A 17138-nucleotide genomic window follows, 5' to 3' on the forward strand; every position below is an offset into this window, starting at 1 on the left:
GGCCCGTCATGGACGGGCCCGCCCTCTCCCGTACGGACGCGGGGGCCCGGGGGCGGGCCGGGCCGACGGGCGGACGCGGGCGGGCGCCCACGGGCCCGGCGCCCGACCTACGGCGCGCGGCCGGTGCTGGGGCCGGTGCGGGCACGGCGCGCACCCGGTGCCGGCGCCCGGCCCGTAGGTTCCAGCCCGCCCGTGGTCCCAGCGCGCCCGTGGTCCCAGCGCGCTCGCGACGCCGGAGCGCCCGCAGTCCCAGCACACCCGTAGGTCCCAGCGCGCTCGCGATGTCAGAGCGCCTGCGATGTCAGAGCGCCTGCGCCGCCGCGCGGCCCGCCGCGCGCCCCGAGAAGACACAGCCGCCGAGGAACGTGCCCTCCAGCGAGCGGTAACCGTGCACCCCGCCCCCGCCGAACCCGGCCGCCTCCCCCGCCGCGTAGAGACCGGCCAGCGGCCGCCCGTCCCCGCCGAGCACCCGCGAGGAGAGGTCGGTCTCCAGTCCCCCCAGGGACTTGCGGGTCAGGATCCGCAGCCGTACCGCGATCAGCGGCCCGGCCGCCGGGTCCAGCAGCCGGTGCGGTGCCACGGTCCGGATCAGCCGGTCGCCGAGATGACCCCGGGCGCCCCGGACGGCCATGATCTGAAGGTCCTTGGTGAAGGGGTTGCGGACCTCGCGGTCGCGGGCGGTGATCTCCCGCCGCAGCGCCGCCTCGTCGATCAGTGCCTCCTCGGTGAGCGCGTTCATCCCGGCCGCCAGCGCGGCGAGATCGCGTTCGACCACGAAGTCCACCCCGTGGTCCATGAAGGCGCGGACCGGACCGGGCACGTCGAGCCGGGCCCGGCGCAGCACCTGGCGGACCGACTGGCCGGTCAGATCCGGGTTCTGCTCGGAGCCGGAGAGCGCGAACTCCTTGCCGATGATCCGCTGGTTGAGGACGAACCAGGTGTAGTCATGGCCGGAGCGGGTGATGTGCTCCAGCGTCCCCAGGGTGTCGAAGCCGGGGAAGAGCGGTACGGGCAGCCGCCGCCCGCGCGCGTCCAGCCAGAGGGAGGAGGGGCCGGGCAGGATCCGGATGCCGTGGCGGGCCCAGACCGGGCCCCAGTTCTCGATGCCCTCGGTGTAGTGCCACATCCGGTCGCGGTTGATGTGCCGGGCTCCCGCGCGCTCGGCGATGCCGAGCAGCAGCCCGTCGACATGGGCGGGGACCCCGGAGAGCATCCGCCGGGGCGGGGTGCCGAGCCGTTGGGGCCAGTGCGACCGTACGAGGTCGTGGTTGCCGCCGATGCCGCCGGACGCGACGATCACCGTCTGGGCCCGGAACTCGAAGGCGCCGACGACCTCGCGTCCGCTGGCGGCGCCCCGGACGGCGGAGGAGGGGGCGAGCACCTCACCGCTGACGGTGTCGAGTACCCCCGCCGTGGCGCTGAGCCCGGTCACCCGATGGCGGAAGCACAGCTGTACGAGTCCGCTCTCGGCGCCCTGTCTCACCCGCCGCTCGAAGGGCGCGACCAGGGCGGGGCCGGTCCCCCAGGTGATGTGGAACCGGGGTACCGAGTTGCCGGGCCCGGTGGCCTCGTAGCCGCCGCGCTCCGCCCAGCCGACGACCGGGAAGAAGCGGACCCCGTGCTGCCGCAGCCAGGCCCGCTTCTCCCCGGCGGCGAAGTCGACATACGCCTCGGCCCAGCGGCGCGGCCAGCGGTCCTCGTCCCGGTCGAACCCGGCCGTGCCGAACCAGTCCTGGAGCGCCAGCTCCCGGCTGTCGCGGATCCGGGTCCTGCGCTGCTCGGGCGAGTCGACCAGGAAGAGCCCGCCGAAGGACCAGTGGGCCTGGCCGCCGAGCGACTGTTCCGGCTCCTGGTCCAGCAGGATCACCGTCCGCCCGGCGGCCACCAGTTCGGCGGCCGCGACCAGTCCCGCGAGTCCCGCCCCGATCACGATCGCATCGGCGTCGTACGCCATGGCCGCCCTCCCTCTCCACCACGCTCTGTCCGCCCGCGGGTCCGGGCGCGGTACGCGTCCGGGGGCGCCCTCGGACGCGTACCGCGCCCGCCGTCGGCCGGAACGGGTCCGACCCTCGGGTACCGACCGGTAGGGCGTCAACAGTCGTGCCGGAACGGGTGTGATGGGATGTCCGTATGAGCGCCGCCGAGGAGATCCTGGACATCGTCGACACCGCCGACCGCGTGGTGGGGCAGGCCCCCCGGGGCGAGGTGTACGCGCGGGGGCTGCGCCACCGTGTCGCCTTCATCCTGGTCGAGGATGGCGAGGGCCGGATCTTCGTCCACCGCAGGACCGCGGAGAAACTGGTCTACCCCTCGCACTACGACATGTTCGTGGGCGGGGTGCTCGGCACGGGCGAGGAGTACGCGGAGGCCGCGCTGCGCGAGGCGGAGGAAGAGCTGGGCGTCTCCGGGCTGCCACAGCCCACACCGCTCTTCCGTTTTCTCTACGAGAACGGTGACCACAGCTGGTGGTGCGGGGTCTACCAGGTCCGCTGCGATCTTCCGGTCCAGCCCCAGGCCAGCGAGGTGGACTGGTACGCCTTCGTCCCGGTGGACGAACTCGACCGCATGCTCACCCAGGGCGCCTGGGCTCCGGACGGGCTGGCGGCGTACGCGCGGCTGCGGGCGGCCGAGCACTGAGGAAGGGCGAGCGCTGAGGAAGGGCAGCGGGCGGGCCGGCGACGGGCCGAGACCGGGAGGGGCAGGAGGTTGGGGCCCCGGTGTGGCCCCGCGCACCTGAGCGGCCCCCGCACCCATGAGCGATGATCACCCCGTGGCCAATACACCTAAGGCACGAGCGAACGACCTGGCGCGGAGTCTGCGGCTGTGGTTCTCGCCGGAGCGGGTACGGGCCGAGGGCGAGACCCCCGACTACCGCTTCTCGCTCGCCAACGAGCGCACCTTCCTCGCCTGGCTCCGCACCGCGCTGGCGCTGATCGCCGGGGGCTTCGCCGTGGACCAGTTCCTGCCCGACCTGGACTGGGCCGTACGGGCCGGTCTGGCGCTCGGACTGCTGGCGGCGGGCGTCCTGTGCGCCCTGCGCGCGGTCAACCACTGGGTCCGCTGCGAGCGGGCCATGCGGCGCGGCGAGGACCTGCCCGTCTCCCGCTTCCCGGCGCTGCTGAGCGTACTGGTGGCGCTGGTCGCCCTGGCGATGGTGGTCGTGGTGCTCTTCGGCTGGGAGGGCGGCCGGGGATGAGCGACTCCCGTGACCCGGGGCTCCAGCCGGAGCGGACCCGGCTGGCATGGCGGCGGACCACTCTGGCGTTCAGCGTGGTGGCGGTGCTGGCGTGCCGTCAGGTGCTCAGCGGGGGCACCGACGCGCTGGAGACGGTGGCGGTGGGGCTGAGCGGGCTGCTCTGGGTGGTCTTCCTGGTGGTGGCGCACGGCCGGATACGGGTCCTGGGGTCCTCGCCCCGCCCGGCGGGGCTCGCGCCGGGGCGGGCCGTCGCGGCGGTCGTGTGCGCGGTGGCGCTGGCGCTCCTGGCGCTGCCGGTGGTGGCGTAGTCCGTTCCGTACGTCTCTGTGTCTGTACGCGGATCTCCTCTGTATCTGTACGCGGATCTCTCCGGCCCGAGGCGCGACGTCCGCGCGAAGGTCCGTACGAGAGTCCGCACGGGCCGGTACGGGCGGCGGCGGGCCGGTACGGGCGGCGGGCCGGTACGAGAGGCGGCGGGCCGGCGGTGGAACCCGCCCGCCGGAGCGGTGTGGACGGCATACCGACCAGTCGGTCACAATGAGGGCCGCCTGTCGTCGCCCCACCCGGAGGTGTGCTGATGAGCCCCGCCCCACCACCCGGTCTCGACCTCGGGAGACTCCGGGACCATCTCGACCGGGCACGCCCCGGCCTGCTGCGCGGGCCCCTGCGGGCGCGGCTGATCGAGGGAGGCCGCTCGAACCTCACGTACGACGTGACCGACGGACACGGCCGGTGGGTGATCCGCCGACCGCCCCTGGGCCATGTCCTGGCGACCGCGCATGACATGGGCCGGGAACACCGGGTCATCAGCGCCCTGCACCCGACCGCCGTCCCCGTGCCACAGCCCGTGCTGTACTGCGCGGACGACACCGCCCTCGGCGCACCCTTCTACGTCATGGAGTGGATGGCGGGCACCCCCTACCGCTCCGCCGGACAGCTGACGCCGCTCGGCCCCGGACGCACCCGCGAGATCGTGTACGCGCTGGTCGACACCCTCGTCGAACTCCACGCGGTGGAACCGGACGCGGTCGGACTGACCGGCTTCGGCCGCCCCGACGGGTTCCTCGACCGCCAGCTGCGCCGCTGGAGCACCCAACTGGACGGCTCCCGCAGCCGCGAACTGGCCGGGATCGACGCGCTGCGCGCCGCCCTCGGCCGCGCCCTGCCCCGCTCCCCCGCGCCCACCGTCGTCCACGGCGACTACCGGCTGGACAACGTCCTGGTCGGCGCCGACGACCGGATCACCGCCGTACTGGACTGGGAGATGTCCACCCTCGGCGACCCGCTGACCGATCTGGGACTGCTGGCGATGTACGGAACGGACATCGCCGTCCCCGGCTCACCGCTGAACACCACCGCGACCGCGCCGGGGCACCCGTCGACGGCCGAACTGATCGAGCGGTACGCGGCACGGTCCGGCCGCGATGTCTCGGCGATCGGCTGGTATACGGCGTTCGCCTGGTTCAAGCTCGCCGTCATCCTCGAAGGGATCCACTACCGCTACACCCTCGGCCGGACCGTCGGCGAGGGATTCGACCGGATGGGCGATCTCGTCCCCGTCTTCATCCAGCACGGCCTGACCACCCTCCAGGAAGGCTGACCACGGCATGGACTTCGCATTCGACGCGCGCACCGAGGAGCTCCGGGCCCGGCTGCTCTCCTTCATGGAGGAGTGGGTCCACCCCGCCGAGGCCGTCGCCGAAGAACAGCGCACCGCGCTGGCGAACCCCTGGGCGACCCCGCCCGTGGTCGAGGAACTGAAGGCGGAGGCCCGGCGGCAGGGGCTCTGGAACCTCTTCCTCCCGGATCCCGCGTACGGCGCCGGGCTGACCAACCTCCAGTACGCGCCGCTGGCGGAGATCAGCGGCCGCAGCCCCCACCTCGGCCCCACCGCCCTCAACTGCGCGGCGCCCGACACCGGGAACATGGAAGTGCTGGCCCAGTTCGGCTCCGCCGGGCAGCGGGAACGCTGGCTGAGGCCGCTCCTGGACGGCCGGATCCGGTCCGCCTTCGCCATGACCGAGCCCGAGATCGCCTCCTCGGACGCGACCAACATCGAGACCCGGATCGAACGCGACGGGGACTCCTACGTCATCACCGGCCGCAAGTGGTACATCTCCGGCGCGATGCACCCCGACTGCGCGATCTTCATCGTGATGGGCAAGACCGCGCCGGACGCCGCCGACCCGCGCCGCCAGCAATCCATGATCCTCGTTCCCCGGGACACCCCCGGGGTGGAGATCCGGCGCGCGATGAAGGTCTTCGGCTTCGAGGACCACGCCCACGGCGGCCACGCCGAGATCATCCTCGACCGGGTACGGGTACCGGCCGACCACCTCATCGGCGAGGAGAACGGCGGCTTCGCCATCGCCCAGGCACGGCTCGGCCCCGGCCGGATCCACCACTGCATGCGGCTGATCGGCATGGCCGAACGCGCCATCGAGCTGATGTGCCGACGCGCCGTCTCCCGGACCGCGTTCGGACGCCCGCTGGCCGAGCAGGGCGTGGTACGGAACTGGATCGCCGACGCCCGGGTGACGGTGGAACAGCTGCGGCTGCTGGTGCTGAAGACGGCCTGGCTGATGGACACCGTCGGCAACCGGGGGGCGCACACCGAGATCCAGGCGATCAAGATCGCGACGCCACGGGCGGTGGAGGGGATCCTGGACCGGGCGGTGCAGGTGCACGGGGCGGCGGGGGTGAGCCAGGACCTGCCGCTGGGGGAGTTGTGGGCGGCGGCGCGGACGCTGCGGCTGGCGGATGGGCCGGACGAGGTCCACCAGCGCTCCCTCGCCCGCCGCGAACTCCACGCCCACACCTGACGGCCGGGCCCTGTTGCGCGCCCTGTCGTGAGCCCGCCCACCGGGGTTCCCCATGGGAGCCCCGCCACCGGCTCACCTCCAGGACCTCTGCCGCTGAGCAGCTCCGTGCGACGGCTCGCTCTACCCGAGGTCGGTTCTGAGCCGAAGGGGCGCGTCGAGTTGTCGTGGCCGTCGCGCGGAGATCGTGAGGAACGAGCGATCGAGCACGTCGGACGCGAGAATCTCGGCTAGAGCGCCCCGGAGGAGAAGAACCGCTAAAAGCGCAGCGCGCGCATCAGGAGGTCGGCCAAGTGGTCGGCGACCTCGCGTTTGGTGAGGGCGCCCTCGGGGCGGTACCAGGTGGAGAGGTGGTGGACCGACCCGAAGTGGTAGTCCACCACGAGGTCCGCCGGGGTCGCCGTGGAGAAGACCCCGGTCCGCTGCCCCTCCTCCACCAGCGCCCGGAACCGCTCGTGGTAGCGCCGCCGTTCCGCCCGTACCTGCTTGTGCTTCTCCGGGCTGAGGTGGTGCATCGAGCGGAAGAAGATCTCCGCGTCCTCAAGGTTCTCGATGGTCGTCACGACGACGTCGGCGGCGGCGGCGCGCAGCCGTGTCTGGACGGGTTCGTCCGCGTCGGCGAAGGCGTCGAGGCGTTCCTGCTGGACCCGCAGGACGCGGGCGTAGACCTCGTGGAGGAGGTCTTCCTTGGAGCCGAAGTAGTGGTAGAGCGCGCCTTTGGTGACGCCCGCGGCTTCGACGATCTCCTGGACGGAGGTGCGGTCGTAGCCGCGTTCGGCGAAGAGCCGGGTGGCGGCGGAGAGCAGTCTCCTGGGTACGGGCGCGTCGCTCCCGTCCGTCGTCCTGGTCATCACCGACACCTGCCTCTCACCGCGCTCCGTGGATCATCGCGCCGGGAGGCTGGGCCCCCGGCGGGGGAATCCTCCCATTCTCGGCGGGGAGGCGGTACACGGCCCTGGACTGACCGGTCGGTACGACGGCTGGACCTGGCGATTCGCGCTGTCCGGATCGTTCCGCACAGCTGTTCGCCGCGCTAGCGTGCGTGGCCATGACACACAGTGCTGCGGGAGGAGCCCGATGAGCCTGTCCAGACGGGGACTGCTGGCCGCCACGGGGGCGGCGGGAGCGCTGGCCGTGAGCGGCGGCCCGGCGAGTGCCGCCGCCCACGCCCACCGCGAGGGGACCGAAGGACACCCAGAGACCCAGCACGGTCACCGCCGCCGGGTCCGTACCGGTTTCGACCGTCTCGCGGCCTCCGGCTACGCCCCGCTGGAGGGGCAGCGGGTCGGGGTGATCACCAATCCCACCGGGGTCACCGCCGACGTACGCCATATCGTCGACGTGATGCACGCGGACGAGCGGGTCGATCTGATCGCCGTCTTCGGGCCCGAGCACGGCTTCCGGGGTACGGCGCAGGCCGGGGGCTCGGAGGGACGCTATGACGACCCCGCGACCGGGCTGCCCGTCTACGACACGTACCGGAAGGCCGGGCAGCAACTGGCGGACGTCTTCACCGCGTCCGGGGTGGACACGCTCGTCTTCGACATCCAGGACGTGGGCGCCCGTTTCTACACGTACATCTGGACGCTGTACGACTGTATGGAGGCGGCGGCGCTGGCGGGGAAGCGGCTCGTCGTCCTCGACCGGCCCAATCCGGTCACCGGGCGGGCGGCGCTGGGGCCCGTGCTGGACCGGGCGTACGCCTCCTTCATCGGCCGTGAACCCATCCCGCAGGCGCACGGGATGACGGTGGCCGAGCTGGCGGGGCTGTTCAACCGCGAGTTCCTCGCCGACCGCCCGGTGGAGCTGGAGACGGTCCTGATGTCCGGCTGGCGGCGTGCGGACTTCTTCGACGCGACGGGCCTGCCATGGGTGCCGCCGAGCCCCAACATGCCGACGCCGGAGACGGCGCTGGTGTACGCGGGGACCTGTCTCTTCGAGGGCACCAACCTCTCCGAGGGCCGTGGGACGACCCGCCCCTTCGAGCTGCTCGGCGGCAAGGACGTGGACCGGCGGTGGGCGGAGGCGGCGAACGCGCTGGAGCTGCCCGGGGTGCGCTTCCGCGAGGCGTACTTCGCCCCGACGTTCGGCAAGCACCAGGGGAAGACGATCGGCGGGGTGCAGATCCATGTCCACGACCGGACGGTCTTCGATCCGGTACGGACCGGGGTGGGCCTGCTGGTGACGGCGAAGCGGCACTGCCCCGGCTTCCTCTGGCAGCCGGAGGGCTGGATCGACAAGCTGACCGGCTCGGCCCGGCTGCGGACGATGATCGACGCGGGCGCGGGGACGGACGAGGTGGTCGGGGCGTGGGCGCCGGAGCTCCGGGCCTTCCGCGCGGTACGCCGGAGGTATCTGCGCTACTGAGCGCGGCGTGGGGCTGACCACCCCCGCCCGGGTGGGGGCAGCACCCCACCCGGGCCGGGTGCTGTCTCCGTGGTGTCCCGGCCCGGCCCCGGCGAGGCTGGGCCCATGAACCCCCTGCGTCCGAAAGGGGTGTGGTGCCAGACGCGCCACACCCTCCTCCTCGCCCTGATGCTCGCCACCAGTCTGCTGGTGGTGCCCGCACCCGCCCGCGCCGATGACGCGCGCGCCGACCCCGACCCCGTGCCCGCGCTCTCCCGCGCCGCCCGGCCCCTGGCCGATCTGCGCCCGCTGGAGCGGATGATCGGCGACGCGACCGTGGTGGGGGTGGGCGAGGCCACCCACGGCTCGGCGGAGTTCTTCGCCACCAAGGACCGGATGTTCCGTCATCTCGTGGAGCGCGAGGGGTTCCGGAGTTTCTCCCTGGAGGCCAACTGGAGCGCCGGACTGCGGATCGACGCCTACGTGGTCCACGGCGAGGGTGATATCCGGACGATCATGCGGGAGGAGTTCCAGGAGTCGTACCGGCTGTGGAACACCCGTGAGTACCTCGATCTGTTCGTCTGGATGCGCCAGTACAACCTCCGCCATCCGCACCGGCCGGTGCGGTTCATGGGCAATGACGCGGCCTACGCGGGCCCGGAGCTCTTCGACACCGTCACCCGCTATGTCGCCGGGTACCGGCCCGCGCTGCTGCCGGAGATCGAGCGCCTCTACCGCGCCTCGCGCCCGCTGCCCGGCGCCTCGGTCGAGGAGACGATCAAGGGAAACCTGGTCCGGCCGCTGGACGAGCGGAAGGACCGGGCCGAGGACGTCCAGGAGGCGCTCGACCTGCTGGAGGAGCTGCCACCGGGACCCGACCGCGAGCGCCACGCCTGGACGCTCCAGCACGCCCGCGCCATCGCGCAGGTGGGCACGGTGTTCTCGTACGACTACTTCGACGCGGCCGAGCTCGGCCGGATGATGGAGTACCGCGACAAGACCATGGCCGAGAACACGGTGTGGTGGCAGCGGATGACCGGCGACCGGGTGCTGCTGTCGGCGCACAACAACCATGTGGGGTACGAGACGGTCAACCCGGCGCAGTACCCCAAGGTCCAGGGGGCCTTCCTCCGGGAGGCGCTGGGCGAGCGCTATACGAGCGTCGGTTTCACCTTCGGCGAGGGCGCGTTCAACGCCTACGACCTCAAGGACCCCAAGGAGCCGCTGCGGGTCTTCTCCGTCGGCACACCCGGTCCCGACAGCAACGAGGAGACGCTCAAGCGGGTGTCGGACCGCCCGTACTACCTCGATACCCGGACGGCGCCGCCCCTCGCACGGCAGTGGCTCGCCCAGGCGCGTCCGACCTGGTCCATCGGCAACTCCTGGCCGGACGACAACTGGAAGACCCGGCTCTCGGCCAGCTATGACGTACTGGTGCACCTCCCCAGGATCACGGCCTCGGATCTCCTCTGAAGCCCCTTGTCCCGGGAGACCGGCGGCGCCGGCGCGCTCCGGCCGGCCGCTCCCTCTCAGCCATCCCCGCGACCGGTTCCGCCGTACGGCCACAACTGGCCGGGGGCGGTCTGGCGTGACCACCTCCGTCACGGGTATGGCGGTCCCCGCTCCGGGGCCGCATCCTGCTGACAGAAGCGGACGTTTCGGGGGGAGGGACCGCCATGCCGGATATGAGTGTGCGGCCATATCAGGACATCACCTTCGGCGCGGACGGCGATGTGGACCTGTGGGAGCGGGACCGGCTGCTGGCGCTGGAGGCCACCGACCTGATCCTGTTCGCCCATGGCCGCCATGACTCCCCCGCCCTGGCGAAACGGCTCGCCTCCGCCTTCTTCGACCCGTTTCCCGCACTGCTCGCGCCCGGGGTGCGGCTGGGGTACGCGGGAGTGGTGTGGCCCTCGATGGCCTTCGCCGACGAGCCGATACCCGGGGTCGCCGCCGACCCGGCGGCGGCCACCTCCCCGGACCCGGTGCCGGTCGCCGACCCGGCCGCGGCCACCCTGGACCCGGCGACCCGGAAGACCCTCGGCGGCCTCTTCCCGGGGCACGGGCCCACGGTGGACCGGCTCGCCCTGCTGCTGGCCAGGCGCCCGCCCCGACCCGAGGCGTTCGCCGAGTTCGGACGGCTGGCACGGGGGCTGGCGCAGGCACCGGCGGGCAGTCTGGAGCACTGCTCCACCGACGATCTGCCCCAGGACGAGGAGGGGCCCGTCGCCGTCCTGTACGAGGACGCGCTGACGCTCTGCCGGGACTTCGCCCAAGCGGTCGGCGGCCAGCGGCCCACGGCCGGGGCCGCCGGAACCGCAACCGCCCCCGGCCGCCCGGCTCATGAATGCGGCGGCCCGGCATACGAGTTCGGCGGCCCCTCCCCTGAGCGCCACCGCGACCCCGCCGCGCTCGCGGTCGCCTGGACCGGCGCCAAGGAACTGCTGCGGCAGACCACCTACCACGCGATGAAACGACGGGCCGGTGCCGTGGGCGAGCTGGGCCTCGGGCCGCTGCTGGGACAGCTCGCCCGCCGCCGCCCCGCCCTGCGGATCCATCTCGTCGGCCATGGCCAGGGCGCCCGGCTGGTCGCCTTCGCCCTGCGGGGACTGCCCGACGGGGTGCGTACGGTCAAATCGCTGACCCTGCTCCAGGGGGCCTTCTCGCACTACGCCTTCGCCCCCAGCCTGCCGCACGCGGCGCGGCACGCGGGAGCGCTGCGAGGGATGGAACACCGGGTGGACGGGCCGGTGGTGGCCTGCTACTCGCGTCATGACAGCGCGCTGGCGGCGCTCTATCCGCTGGCGTCCCGGCTGGCCGGGGACGACCGGCTGCCGCCGGGCCTGGACCGCCGCTGGTGGGCGGTGGGCCATGACGGGCTGCGCGCCGTACCACCACCGGCGGTCCGGCTGACGCTGGCACAGGCGCTGGCCCGGGGGGTGCCGGAGCGCGGCTGTGTCAGCGTGGACACGGCGGCGGTGGTACGGCGCGGCGGCCCGCCGACGGGGGCGCACTACGACATCTGCCATGGCGAGCTGGCCCGGGTGGTGGTGTCGGCGGGCCGGATGGACCGGTGAGGCCCCGGCCGGACCCCGGCGACCGCCGCGCCCCCGTCACCCCGGCGGTCAGCCGGTGCGCCGGGCCCGGAACTCCACGATCTGCTGATAGGTGGGCCGGTTCTGCCAGTTCACCGCCGGGTGGGTGATCCCTCCGAGCGCGCGGGCCGCGACAGCGGTCGCGAGCCGGGTTCGTCTTCCCGTGGGTGGTCGCGTGGACGCTCCTCCGTGGTGGTCGCGTGGACGCTCCTCCGTGGTGACCGCGAGACCGACCCGCCGGAGGTTACTGGCGGTAAGACCCCTGCGTAAGACGGCGATCTGCCACCTTTCCCGAATCGCCGCACACCCCGTCCAGGGCCGCGTGGCCCACCCCATGGCCAGGCCATCGTTCGCTTGTACGAAATTCGAGGCCGCGTAGGAACATTTCATTAATGGGCCCCATCGGATTTTCGATGGAGCCGGATCGGGCACTCGTACGTCCATACACCAACGCCGATGTTCCACGACGGAGGTGGCAGTGCGATGGCGGGTTTCCGGAGTCTTGCGAGACAGGTGCGCGACGCGCGGTGTGATTTGGCGCTACGGCGCTACTCACTGCGCAAGTGCCTGGAGCGCTTCGCCCCTTATGGGCACCGGGCGACCTGGGACCACCTGTGCGCCCGGCACAGGATCGAGCCCGAGGACCGGGCTCCCGATCCAGCGCGGCTCGTGGCCGCGCTCGATGAGCTGGAAGAGGCACGAACGGTCTGGCTCACCTACGAGAGCGACTTCGCCGACCGGAGGAAGCGCGAGAAACAGGACGGTCTGCGCCGGCCCACGTCCATCGAGGACTGGCACCGGCGTACCTGGGGCGGGAACGGCGTCGCCCGGTGCGACAGCCCCGCCCACCACCCGGCGGCACCCCTCGGCGAGGTCGTGCGGCGGCTGATCGCCGCACTGGAGGGCGACCCCGGCGAGCGGTGCCCCGTCTGCGAGGCCACGGACATCGTCTGGCGCCATGACCTCGCCCAGGAGCCGTGGACCGGGCCGGTCTGCACGGGTTGCGGCATCGTCGTGCCGGAACCCGTACTGACCTCCGGCGCCGTGGCGGCCGCCAAGGAAGCCGAACGCCGGGGGCTGGCGTCGGTGGCCTGAACGACGTGGGGGCGAGCCGCGCCCCGGCGCGGCACTGTGGGGCGCCCCCGCGTGAACACCCCTCACCCCCGGCACGGGCGGATGACGGCCGCGCCATGCGCCGGTCCCCCGCGGACCCCTGACCCAGCCCCCAGCCCCCTACCGACCCGCGCCGAGCCGAGCCGTCCGCCCGGAGACACCCGGGCACGGAGACACCCGGGCACGGATCTCTCACCGTATGAAGGCACCGCCGTACGGATGCTTCGCCGCACCGAGGCACCGCCGTACGGAGACACCGCCGCGTCGGCCACACGCGTACGCCATCTGCCCCGGCACCCGCGGTACGGGGTAACGGGTACGGGGAGCGGTGCGGCCGGGGGACGGGAGCGACGGAGACGTACCGCACACGTCTCCCCCGCGCGCCTCCTCACCGGGGATCCCCGGCACCCCCGTCAGGGCGGCCGTGACATCACCCCGGACCGAGCCCGCCACGGCGACCGCCACGGGCGCGGGCCGTGGCGGAAGTGAACCGTGGCCGCGAGAAAATCAGTGGCCCCATCGGCTCCCCGCGCGGACAGTGGTCACCGGCCCAACGCCCACGAGCCCCGCGCCCCACAAAGGAGCGGTGCTCGGGCAGCCGGCGCGCGGGGGTGGGTCCGTCACGGGGGTGCGGACCCGCCTCGCCACCGGCTTCCACGGCGGCGACCGGCCGACCAGCACGGATGACCGTGCCGGACCTGCGGACGGGACGCGCGCCTACGCCTCGCTCGCGCAGCCTCCCTCACCGGCCTGGCCCGCTCCCTCACCGACCTGGTCCGCCCCGGCCGCGCGACGGGCCAGCGTCCCGATGTCACCGGCCCGGCGCCGCTCCGGCATCAGCCGGGATCCGGCCATCTTCTGGCCGAGGACATCGTCCGGGTTGGAGAGCACACAGGTCTCCAGGGAGAGACAGCCGCAGCCGATGCAGTCCGTCAGATGGTCGCGGAGCCGGCCGAGTTGTCTGATCCGCTCATCCAGCTCGCTCCGCCACCGCTGGGAGAGCCGCGCCCAGTCCTCCCGGTCGGGGGTGCGCCCCTCCGGCAGCTCGGCGAGCGCCTCCCCGATCGTGGCGAGTGGGATACCCACGCGCTGCGCGGCCCGTACGAAGGCCACCCGGCGCAGGGTGTCGCGGGAGTAACGGCGCTGGTTGCCGCTGGTACGACGGCTGCTGATCAGCCCCTTCGACTCGTAGAAGTGCAGCGCCGAGACCGCGGCGCCGCTACGCCGTGCCAACTGGCCGACGGTCAGCTCGGGGAACTGCTCCTGAAACTGAGGCATTCGGGGAAGCCTAGGTCCTGTCCTGGTGGGCCCGCGTCGGACCCCGGCGCGGCGTCCGTTGACAGCCATACGCCCGCGACGCATGCTGAGCAAGCGCTTGGAAAGTGAGGGCGCGCGGCCGCGGAGCGGGGGTACCCCCGCGGGATCCACCACGCGGCGGACACCCCAGCACGGGCGCACCCCCCGAAGACGGCGACCGTCACCGCCCCGACCGGGAGCGGCATGAGCGGGGGACCAGGCGCGGGCACCGCGAACCGGCCCGACCGGCCCACGACGAGGAACAGGGATCAGCACATGGCCGAGCCGAGGACCTTCACCTCCGCCCAGGAGCTGCGCGCCGGGATCGGCGAACCCCTCGGCCCCAGCGACTGGCTGGAGGTCGACCAGCGGCGGATCGACCTCTTCGCCGAGGCGACCGGAGACCACCAGTGGATCCATGTGGACCCGGAACGCGCCGCCGACGGCCCCTTCGGGACCACGATCGCCCACGGCTACCTCACGCTCTCGCTGCTGCCCGCGCTGGTCCCGCAGGTGATCCGGGTCGACGGTATGCGGATGGGCCTCAACTACGGCACCAACAAGGTGCGCTTCCCCGCGCCCGTACCCGTGGGATCGCGGCTGCGGGCGACGGCGGTGCTGGTGGAGGTGGCGGAGGCGGGCGGCGGCGTCCAGGTCACCACACGGGTGACGGTGGAACGCGAGGGCGGCCGGAAGCCGGTCTGCGTGGCGGAGTCCGTCTCCCGCTACTTCTTCTGAGCCACCGGGGCCTGACGGAGGGCGGGCGCGGAGACCATGCGCAGGACCAGGTCCGCGTAGAGCGCCCCGACCTCGTCGGGGGTCCTGGCCCCCCGTACGTTGAACCAGCGGGCCACGTCGATACAGAGCGACAGCACCGCGAGTGTCGTCCCGGGCACGTCCGGTACGTCGAACTCCCCGCTCTCCACGCCCTCCCGCAGGATCTCGCGGATCACGGCGTCGCTGGCGCGCCGCAGTTCCACGATCTCCGCCCGGTGCTCGGGCGCGAGCGCGTCCAGCTCGTACTGCACCACGCGTGCCGTGTCATGGCGCCCGGCGTGCCACCGCACGAAGGAGCGCACCGCCTCCGCGAGCCGCTCCCCCGGTGTCCCACCGCTCTCGGCGGCGGTCGAGAGCACCTCCAGTGCCCGGACGTGGCCGATCCGGCTGATGCGGTGGAGCAGCTCTTCCTTGGTCTTGTAGTGGATGTAGAGGGCGGCGGGGCTCATGCCCGCGCGGCCCGCGATGTCCCGGGTGGTCGTCGCGTGGTAGCCGCGCTCCGCGAAGGCCGCGACGGCCGCCACCAGCAGCTTGCGCGCGGCCTCGGGCTCGACCTCGGCCCACGCCTCGCAGGGGGTGTCGTCAGCCGCTGTCATCGTTCGCCCTCTCTGCTCACGGAGGTGTGTTCGCTCCGCGTCGGAGCCACCATACCCCGCGGGTGAGCAAGCGCTTAGCGAGCGCGTCCCTCCAGCGCACCCCGGGGAACCCGGCACCGGGGCACCGCCGAACCGTGCCGCCGCGCCCCCGGACAGCTCGGCACCGGGCCACCGACCGCACTCGTACGCGAGGGCAGGCAGGGCGTACGGGGGCGCCGTCCGGGCGCCCGGACGGGCTCCGCGGGCCCCTCGCCCGCCCGGGGGCCACGCCGTGCGGCACGCCCCCGGACAGCGGGTTCAGAACCGCACCAGCGCCCGTCCCCCCTCACCCCTCAGCATCGCCTCGAACGCGCCCTCGATCCCGTCGAGACCCACCGTCCGCGTCACCAGCGCCCCCAGGTCCAGCCGCCCCGCGCGGACGTGCTCCGCCAGCACGGGAAGGTCCCGGGCCGGGTCGCTGTCCCCGTAGACACAGCCGGTGAGGGAGCGGCCGGAGTGGAAGAGTTCCAGCGCGTTAAAGGTGACCTGGTCCTTGATGCCGCCGACGCCGACGACGGTGGTGCGGCCGCCGCGCCGGGTGGAGTCCCAGGCGGCGCGGATCGCGACCGCGCGGCCCGCGCACTCGATCGCCACGTCCACGCCCTGGCCGCCGGTGAGGGCGCGGATCTCCTTCACCTCGCGCCCCTCCCCGGCGAGCACGAACTCCGTGGCGCCCGCCGCCCGCGCCAGTTCCTCCTTCGCCGGGGAGACATCGACCGCGACGATCGCGGCGGCGCCCGCGATCCGGGCCGCCTGGACGGTCGCGAGCCCGACCCCGCCCACGCCGAAGACGGCGACCGACTCCCCGGCCCTGACCCGGGCACTGCGGTGGACCGCGCCGTATCCGGTGAGGACGGCGCAGCCCAGCAGGGCCGCCTCCGCCAGCGGGACCCCCTCGGGGGCGGGCAGCACACAGCGGGCGTCGACGACGGTCTCCTCGGCGAACGCGGCGACGTTCAGCCCCGGGTGGAGCACCGTGCCGTCGGCGGTGGTGGCGTGCTTCCCGGCCGCACCCGAGAGCGCCTGGGCGCAGAGCCACACCTCACCGAGACCGCAGTGGTGGCACCGGCCGCAGGAGGGCGCCCAGTTGAGCACCACACCGTCTCCGGGCCGCAGAGCGTCGACCCCCTCCCCCACGGAGACGACGGTCCCGGCCGCCTCATGGCCGAGGACGGCGGGGACGGGCAGCCTCAGGGTGCCGTTGGCCAGGGAGAGATCGGAGTGGCAGACACCGGCGGCGGCGATCCGCACCCGGACCCGGCCGGGGCCGGGCGAGGGCAGCGCGATCTCGGTGATCTCCAGCGGAGACCCTATGGCGGTCAGGACGGCGGCACGGACCACGGTGGCACGCTCCGGAATCGGCTCGGACGATCGGCTCGGACGATCGAGTGGGACGGTCGGGTGGGACCCGTGGGCGCCACCAAACTAATGTGCCCTGTTTTTCCGCACCAGAGGCGCCCGGGTTCCCCGCACCAGAGGCACCCGGACCCCGGCCCGAGCGGCCACCGTCCGCGCGGACCGGCCGCCACGCCCCGGGCCCGGCCCGGCACAGGGAGGGGCTCCGGGTACCGGCGTGCGGGCGTGACGGACCGGCACGCGGCAATTCCGTACCGTGATATCGCTGGATCGCTGGATATCCACCGGTACCAGGAAGCGGTGGCGCACCCGGACCCGTGCCCGCACCGGGATCCGGGCGGAGTTCTGACGGACGTTCCGGGGATTTTCCGCCAGGGAATTGTGGGGGCGGGGCGGGGAAATGGCCGAAGTGCGCCGGGGCGCGGCGCGGTAGTGCGGCGTGGCGGTGCGGCGCGGGGAATTCCGGCGGCAATGGAGCGGCCCGCCGCGAGGGATTCCTCTCCCT

General features: G+C 73.3%; 15 protein-coding genes. 10 read left to right on the top strand and 5 right to left on the bottom strand.

All coding sequences use genetic code 11. The annotated features are described in order from the left end of the window. Positions 1–301: 301 nt before the first annotated feature. The gene (locus ACFVIM_RS22310; protein ID WP_384303937.1) at positions 302–1954 is read right to left on the bottom strand and encodes an FAD-binding dehydrogenase; all 1653 of its coding nucleotides are present in this window, start codon (positions 1952–1954) and stop codon (positions 302–304) included. A 176-nt stretch (positions 1955–2130) separates the two neighbouring features. Here ACFVIM_RS22310 and ACFVIM_RS22315 point away from each other — a divergent pair, with 176 nt between their 5' ends. The 5 genes from ACFVIM_RS22315 to ACFVIM_RS22335 all read left to right on the top strand — a co-directional run bounded on the left by ACFVIM_RS22315 (position 2131) and on the right by ACFVIM_RS22335 (position 6018). Continuing rightward, on the top strand, positions 2131–2637 hold the full coding sequence (locus ACFVIM_RS22315; protein WP_384303940.1) for an NUDIX domain-containing protein: 507 nt from the start codon (positions 2131–2133) through the stop codon (positions 2635–2637). A gap of 133 nt (positions 2638–2770) precedes the next feature. Beyond that, complete coding sequence (locus tag ACFVIM_RS22320; protein WP_384303943.1) at positions 2771–3196, top strand: YidH family protein; 426 nt, start codon at positions 2771–2773, stop codon at positions 3194–3196. Then, complete coding sequence (locus ACFVIM_RS22325) at positions 3193–3504, top strand: DUF202 domain-containing protein (RefSeq protein ID WP_384303946.1); 312 nt, start codon at positions 3193–3195, stop codon at positions 3502–3504. Before ACFVIM_RS22320 ends, ACFVIM_RS22325 begins: the two co-directional genes overlap by 4 nt. A 269-nt stretch (positions 3505–3773) precedes the next feature. Next, positions 3774–4796, top strand: a complete 1023-nt coding sequence (locus ACFVIM_RS22330; RefSeq protein ID WP_384303949.1) for a phosphotransferase family protein — start codon at positions 3774–3776, stop codon at positions 4794–4796. 7 nt (positions 4797–4803) lie between these two features. Continuing rightward, positions 4804–6018, top strand: coding sequence for an acyl-CoA dehydrogenase family protein (locus ACFVIM_RS22335; protein ID WP_384303952.1), 1215 nt, complete (start codon positions 4804–4806; stop codon positions 6016–6018). 254 nt (positions 6019–6272) lie between these two features. Here the strand turns inward: ACFVIM_RS22335 and ACFVIM_RS22340 are convergent, their stop codons facing one another. After that, positions 6273–6866: a TetR/AcrR family transcriptional regulator gene (locus ACFVIM_RS22340; RefSeq protein ID WP_384303956.1), complete on the bottom strand. Its 594-nt coding sequence runs from the start codon at positions 6864–6866 to the stop codon at positions 6273–6275. 226 nt (positions 6867–7092) lie between these two features. Here ACFVIM_RS22340 and ACFVIM_RS22345 point away from each other — a divergent pair, with 226 nt between their 5' ends. The 4 genes from ACFVIM_RS22345 to ACFVIM_RS22360 all read left to right on the top strand — a co-directional run bounded on the left by ACFVIM_RS22345 (position 7093) and on the right by ACFVIM_RS22360 (position 12551). Beyond that, a complete protein-coding gene (locus tag ACFVIM_RS22345) occupies positions 7093–8382 on the top strand; it encodes an exo-beta-N-acetylmuramidase NamZ domain-containing protein (protein ID WP_384303959.1) in 1290 nt (429 codons plus the stop codon). A 105-nt stretch (positions 8383–8487) separates the two neighbouring features. After that, a complete protein-coding gene (locus tag ACFVIM_RS22350; RefSeq protein WP_384303962.1) occupies positions 8488–9834 on the top strand; it encodes an erythromycin esterase family protein in 1347 nt (448 codons plus the stop codon). Between the two features lie 212 nt (positions 9835–10046). After that, the gene (locus ACFVIM_RS22355; RefSeq protein ID WP_384303965.1) at positions 10047–11438 is read left to right on the top strand and encodes a serine-threonine protein kinase; all 1392 of its coding nucleotides are present in this window, start codon (positions 10047–10049) and stop codon (positions 11436–11438) included. A 501-nt stretch (positions 11439–11939) separates the two neighbouring features. Continuing rightward, entirely contained in the window at positions 11940–12551 is a 612-nt protein-coding gene (locus ACFVIM_RS22360; protein WP_384303980.1) for a hypothetical protein, read from the top strand. 735 nt (positions 12552–13286) lie between these two features. Here the strand turns inward: ACFVIM_RS22360 and soxR are convergent. Next, positions 13287–13847, bottom strand: coding sequence for a redox-sensitive transcriptional activator SoxR (gene soxR / locus ACFVIM_RS22365; protein ID WP_384303968.1), 561 nt, complete (start codon positions 13845–13847; stop codon positions 13287–13289). A gap of 294 nt (positions 13848–14141) precedes the next feature. On the opposite strand from soxR, the gene ACFVIM_RS22370 reads away from it, so the two are divergent. Further along, positions 14142–14603, top strand: coding sequence for a MaoC family dehydratase (locus tag ACFVIM_RS22370; RefSeq protein ID WP_384303971.1), 462 nt, complete (start codon positions 14142–14144; stop codon positions 14601–14603). On the opposite strand, the gene ACFVIM_RS22375 is transcribed toward ACFVIM_RS22370, so the two are convergent. After that, positions 14591–15238, bottom strand: coding sequence for a TetR/AcrR family transcriptional regulator (locus ACFVIM_RS22375; protein ID WP_384303974.1), 648 nt, complete (start codon positions 15236–15238; stop codon positions 14591–14593). The genes ACFVIM_RS22370 and ACFVIM_RS22375 overlap by 13 nt on opposite strands. Positions 15239–15535: 297 nt before the next feature. Beyond that, positions 15536–16618: a zinc-binding dehydrogenase gene (locus ACFVIM_RS22380; RefSeq protein WP_384303977.1), complete on the bottom strand. Its 1083-nt coding sequence runs from the start codon at positions 16616–16618 to the stop codon at positions 15536–15538. Positions 16619–17138: the final 520 nt, after the last annotated feature.

The sequence above is a fragment of the Streptomyces sp. NPDC057638 genome (assembly GCF_042800315.1).
Lineage (GTDB): Bacteria > Actinomycetota > Actinomycetes > Streptomycetales > Streptomycetaceae > Streptomyces.

Coding starts and splice junctions, on each gene's coding strand:
- ACFVIM_RS22310 (WP_384303937.1), bottom strand. CDS start 1,954: ATGGCGTACGACGCCGATGCGATCGTGATCGGGGCGGGACTCGCGGGA.
- ACFVIM_RS22315 (WP_384303940.1), top strand. CDS start 2,131: ATGAGCGCCGCCGAGGAGATCCTGGACATCGTCGACACCGCCGACCGC.
- ACFVIM_RS22325 (WP_384303946.1), top strand. CDS start 3,193: ATGAGCGACTCCCGTGACCCGGGGCTCCAGCCGGAGCGGACCCGGCTG.
- ACFVIM_RS22330 (WP_384303949.1), top strand. CDS start 3,774: ATGAGCCCCGCCCCACCACCCGGTCTCGACCTCGGGAGACTCCGGGAC.
- ACFVIM_RS22335 (WP_384303952.1), top strand. CDS start 4,804: ATGGACTTCGCATTCGACGCGCGCACCGAGGAGCTCCGGGCCCGGCTG.
- ACFVIM_RS22340 (WP_384303956.1), bottom strand. CDS start 6,866: ATGACCAGGACGACGGACGGGAGCGACGCGCCCGTACCCAGGAGACTG.
- ACFVIM_RS22345 (WP_384303959.1), top strand. CDS start 7,093: ATGAGCCTGTCCAGACGGGGACTGCTGGCCGCCACGGGGGCGGCGGGA.
- ACFVIM_RS22350 (WP_384303962.1), top strand. CDS start 8,488: ATGAACCCCCTGCGTCCGAAAGGGGTGTGGTGCCAGACGCGCCACACC.
- ACFVIM_RS22355 (WP_384303965.1), top strand. CDS start 10,047: ATGAGTGTGCGGCCATATCAGGACATCACCTTCGGCGCGGACGGCGAT.
- ACFVIM_RS22360 (WP_384303980.1), top strand. CDS start 11,940: ATGGCGGGTTTCCGGAGTCTTGCGAGACAGGTGCGCGACGCGCGGTGT.
- soxR (WP_384303968.1), bottom strand. CDS start 13,847: ATGCCTCAGTTTCAGGAGCAGTTCCCCGAGCTGACCGTCGGCCAGTTG.
- ACFVIM_RS22370 (WP_384303971.1), top strand. CDS start 14,142: ATGGCCGAGCCGAGGACCTTCACCTCCGCCCAGGAGCTGCGCGCCGGG.
- ACFVIM_RS22375 (WP_384303974.1), bottom strand. CDS start 15,238: ATGACAGCGGCTGACGACACCCCCTGCGAGGCGTGGGCCGAGGTCGAG.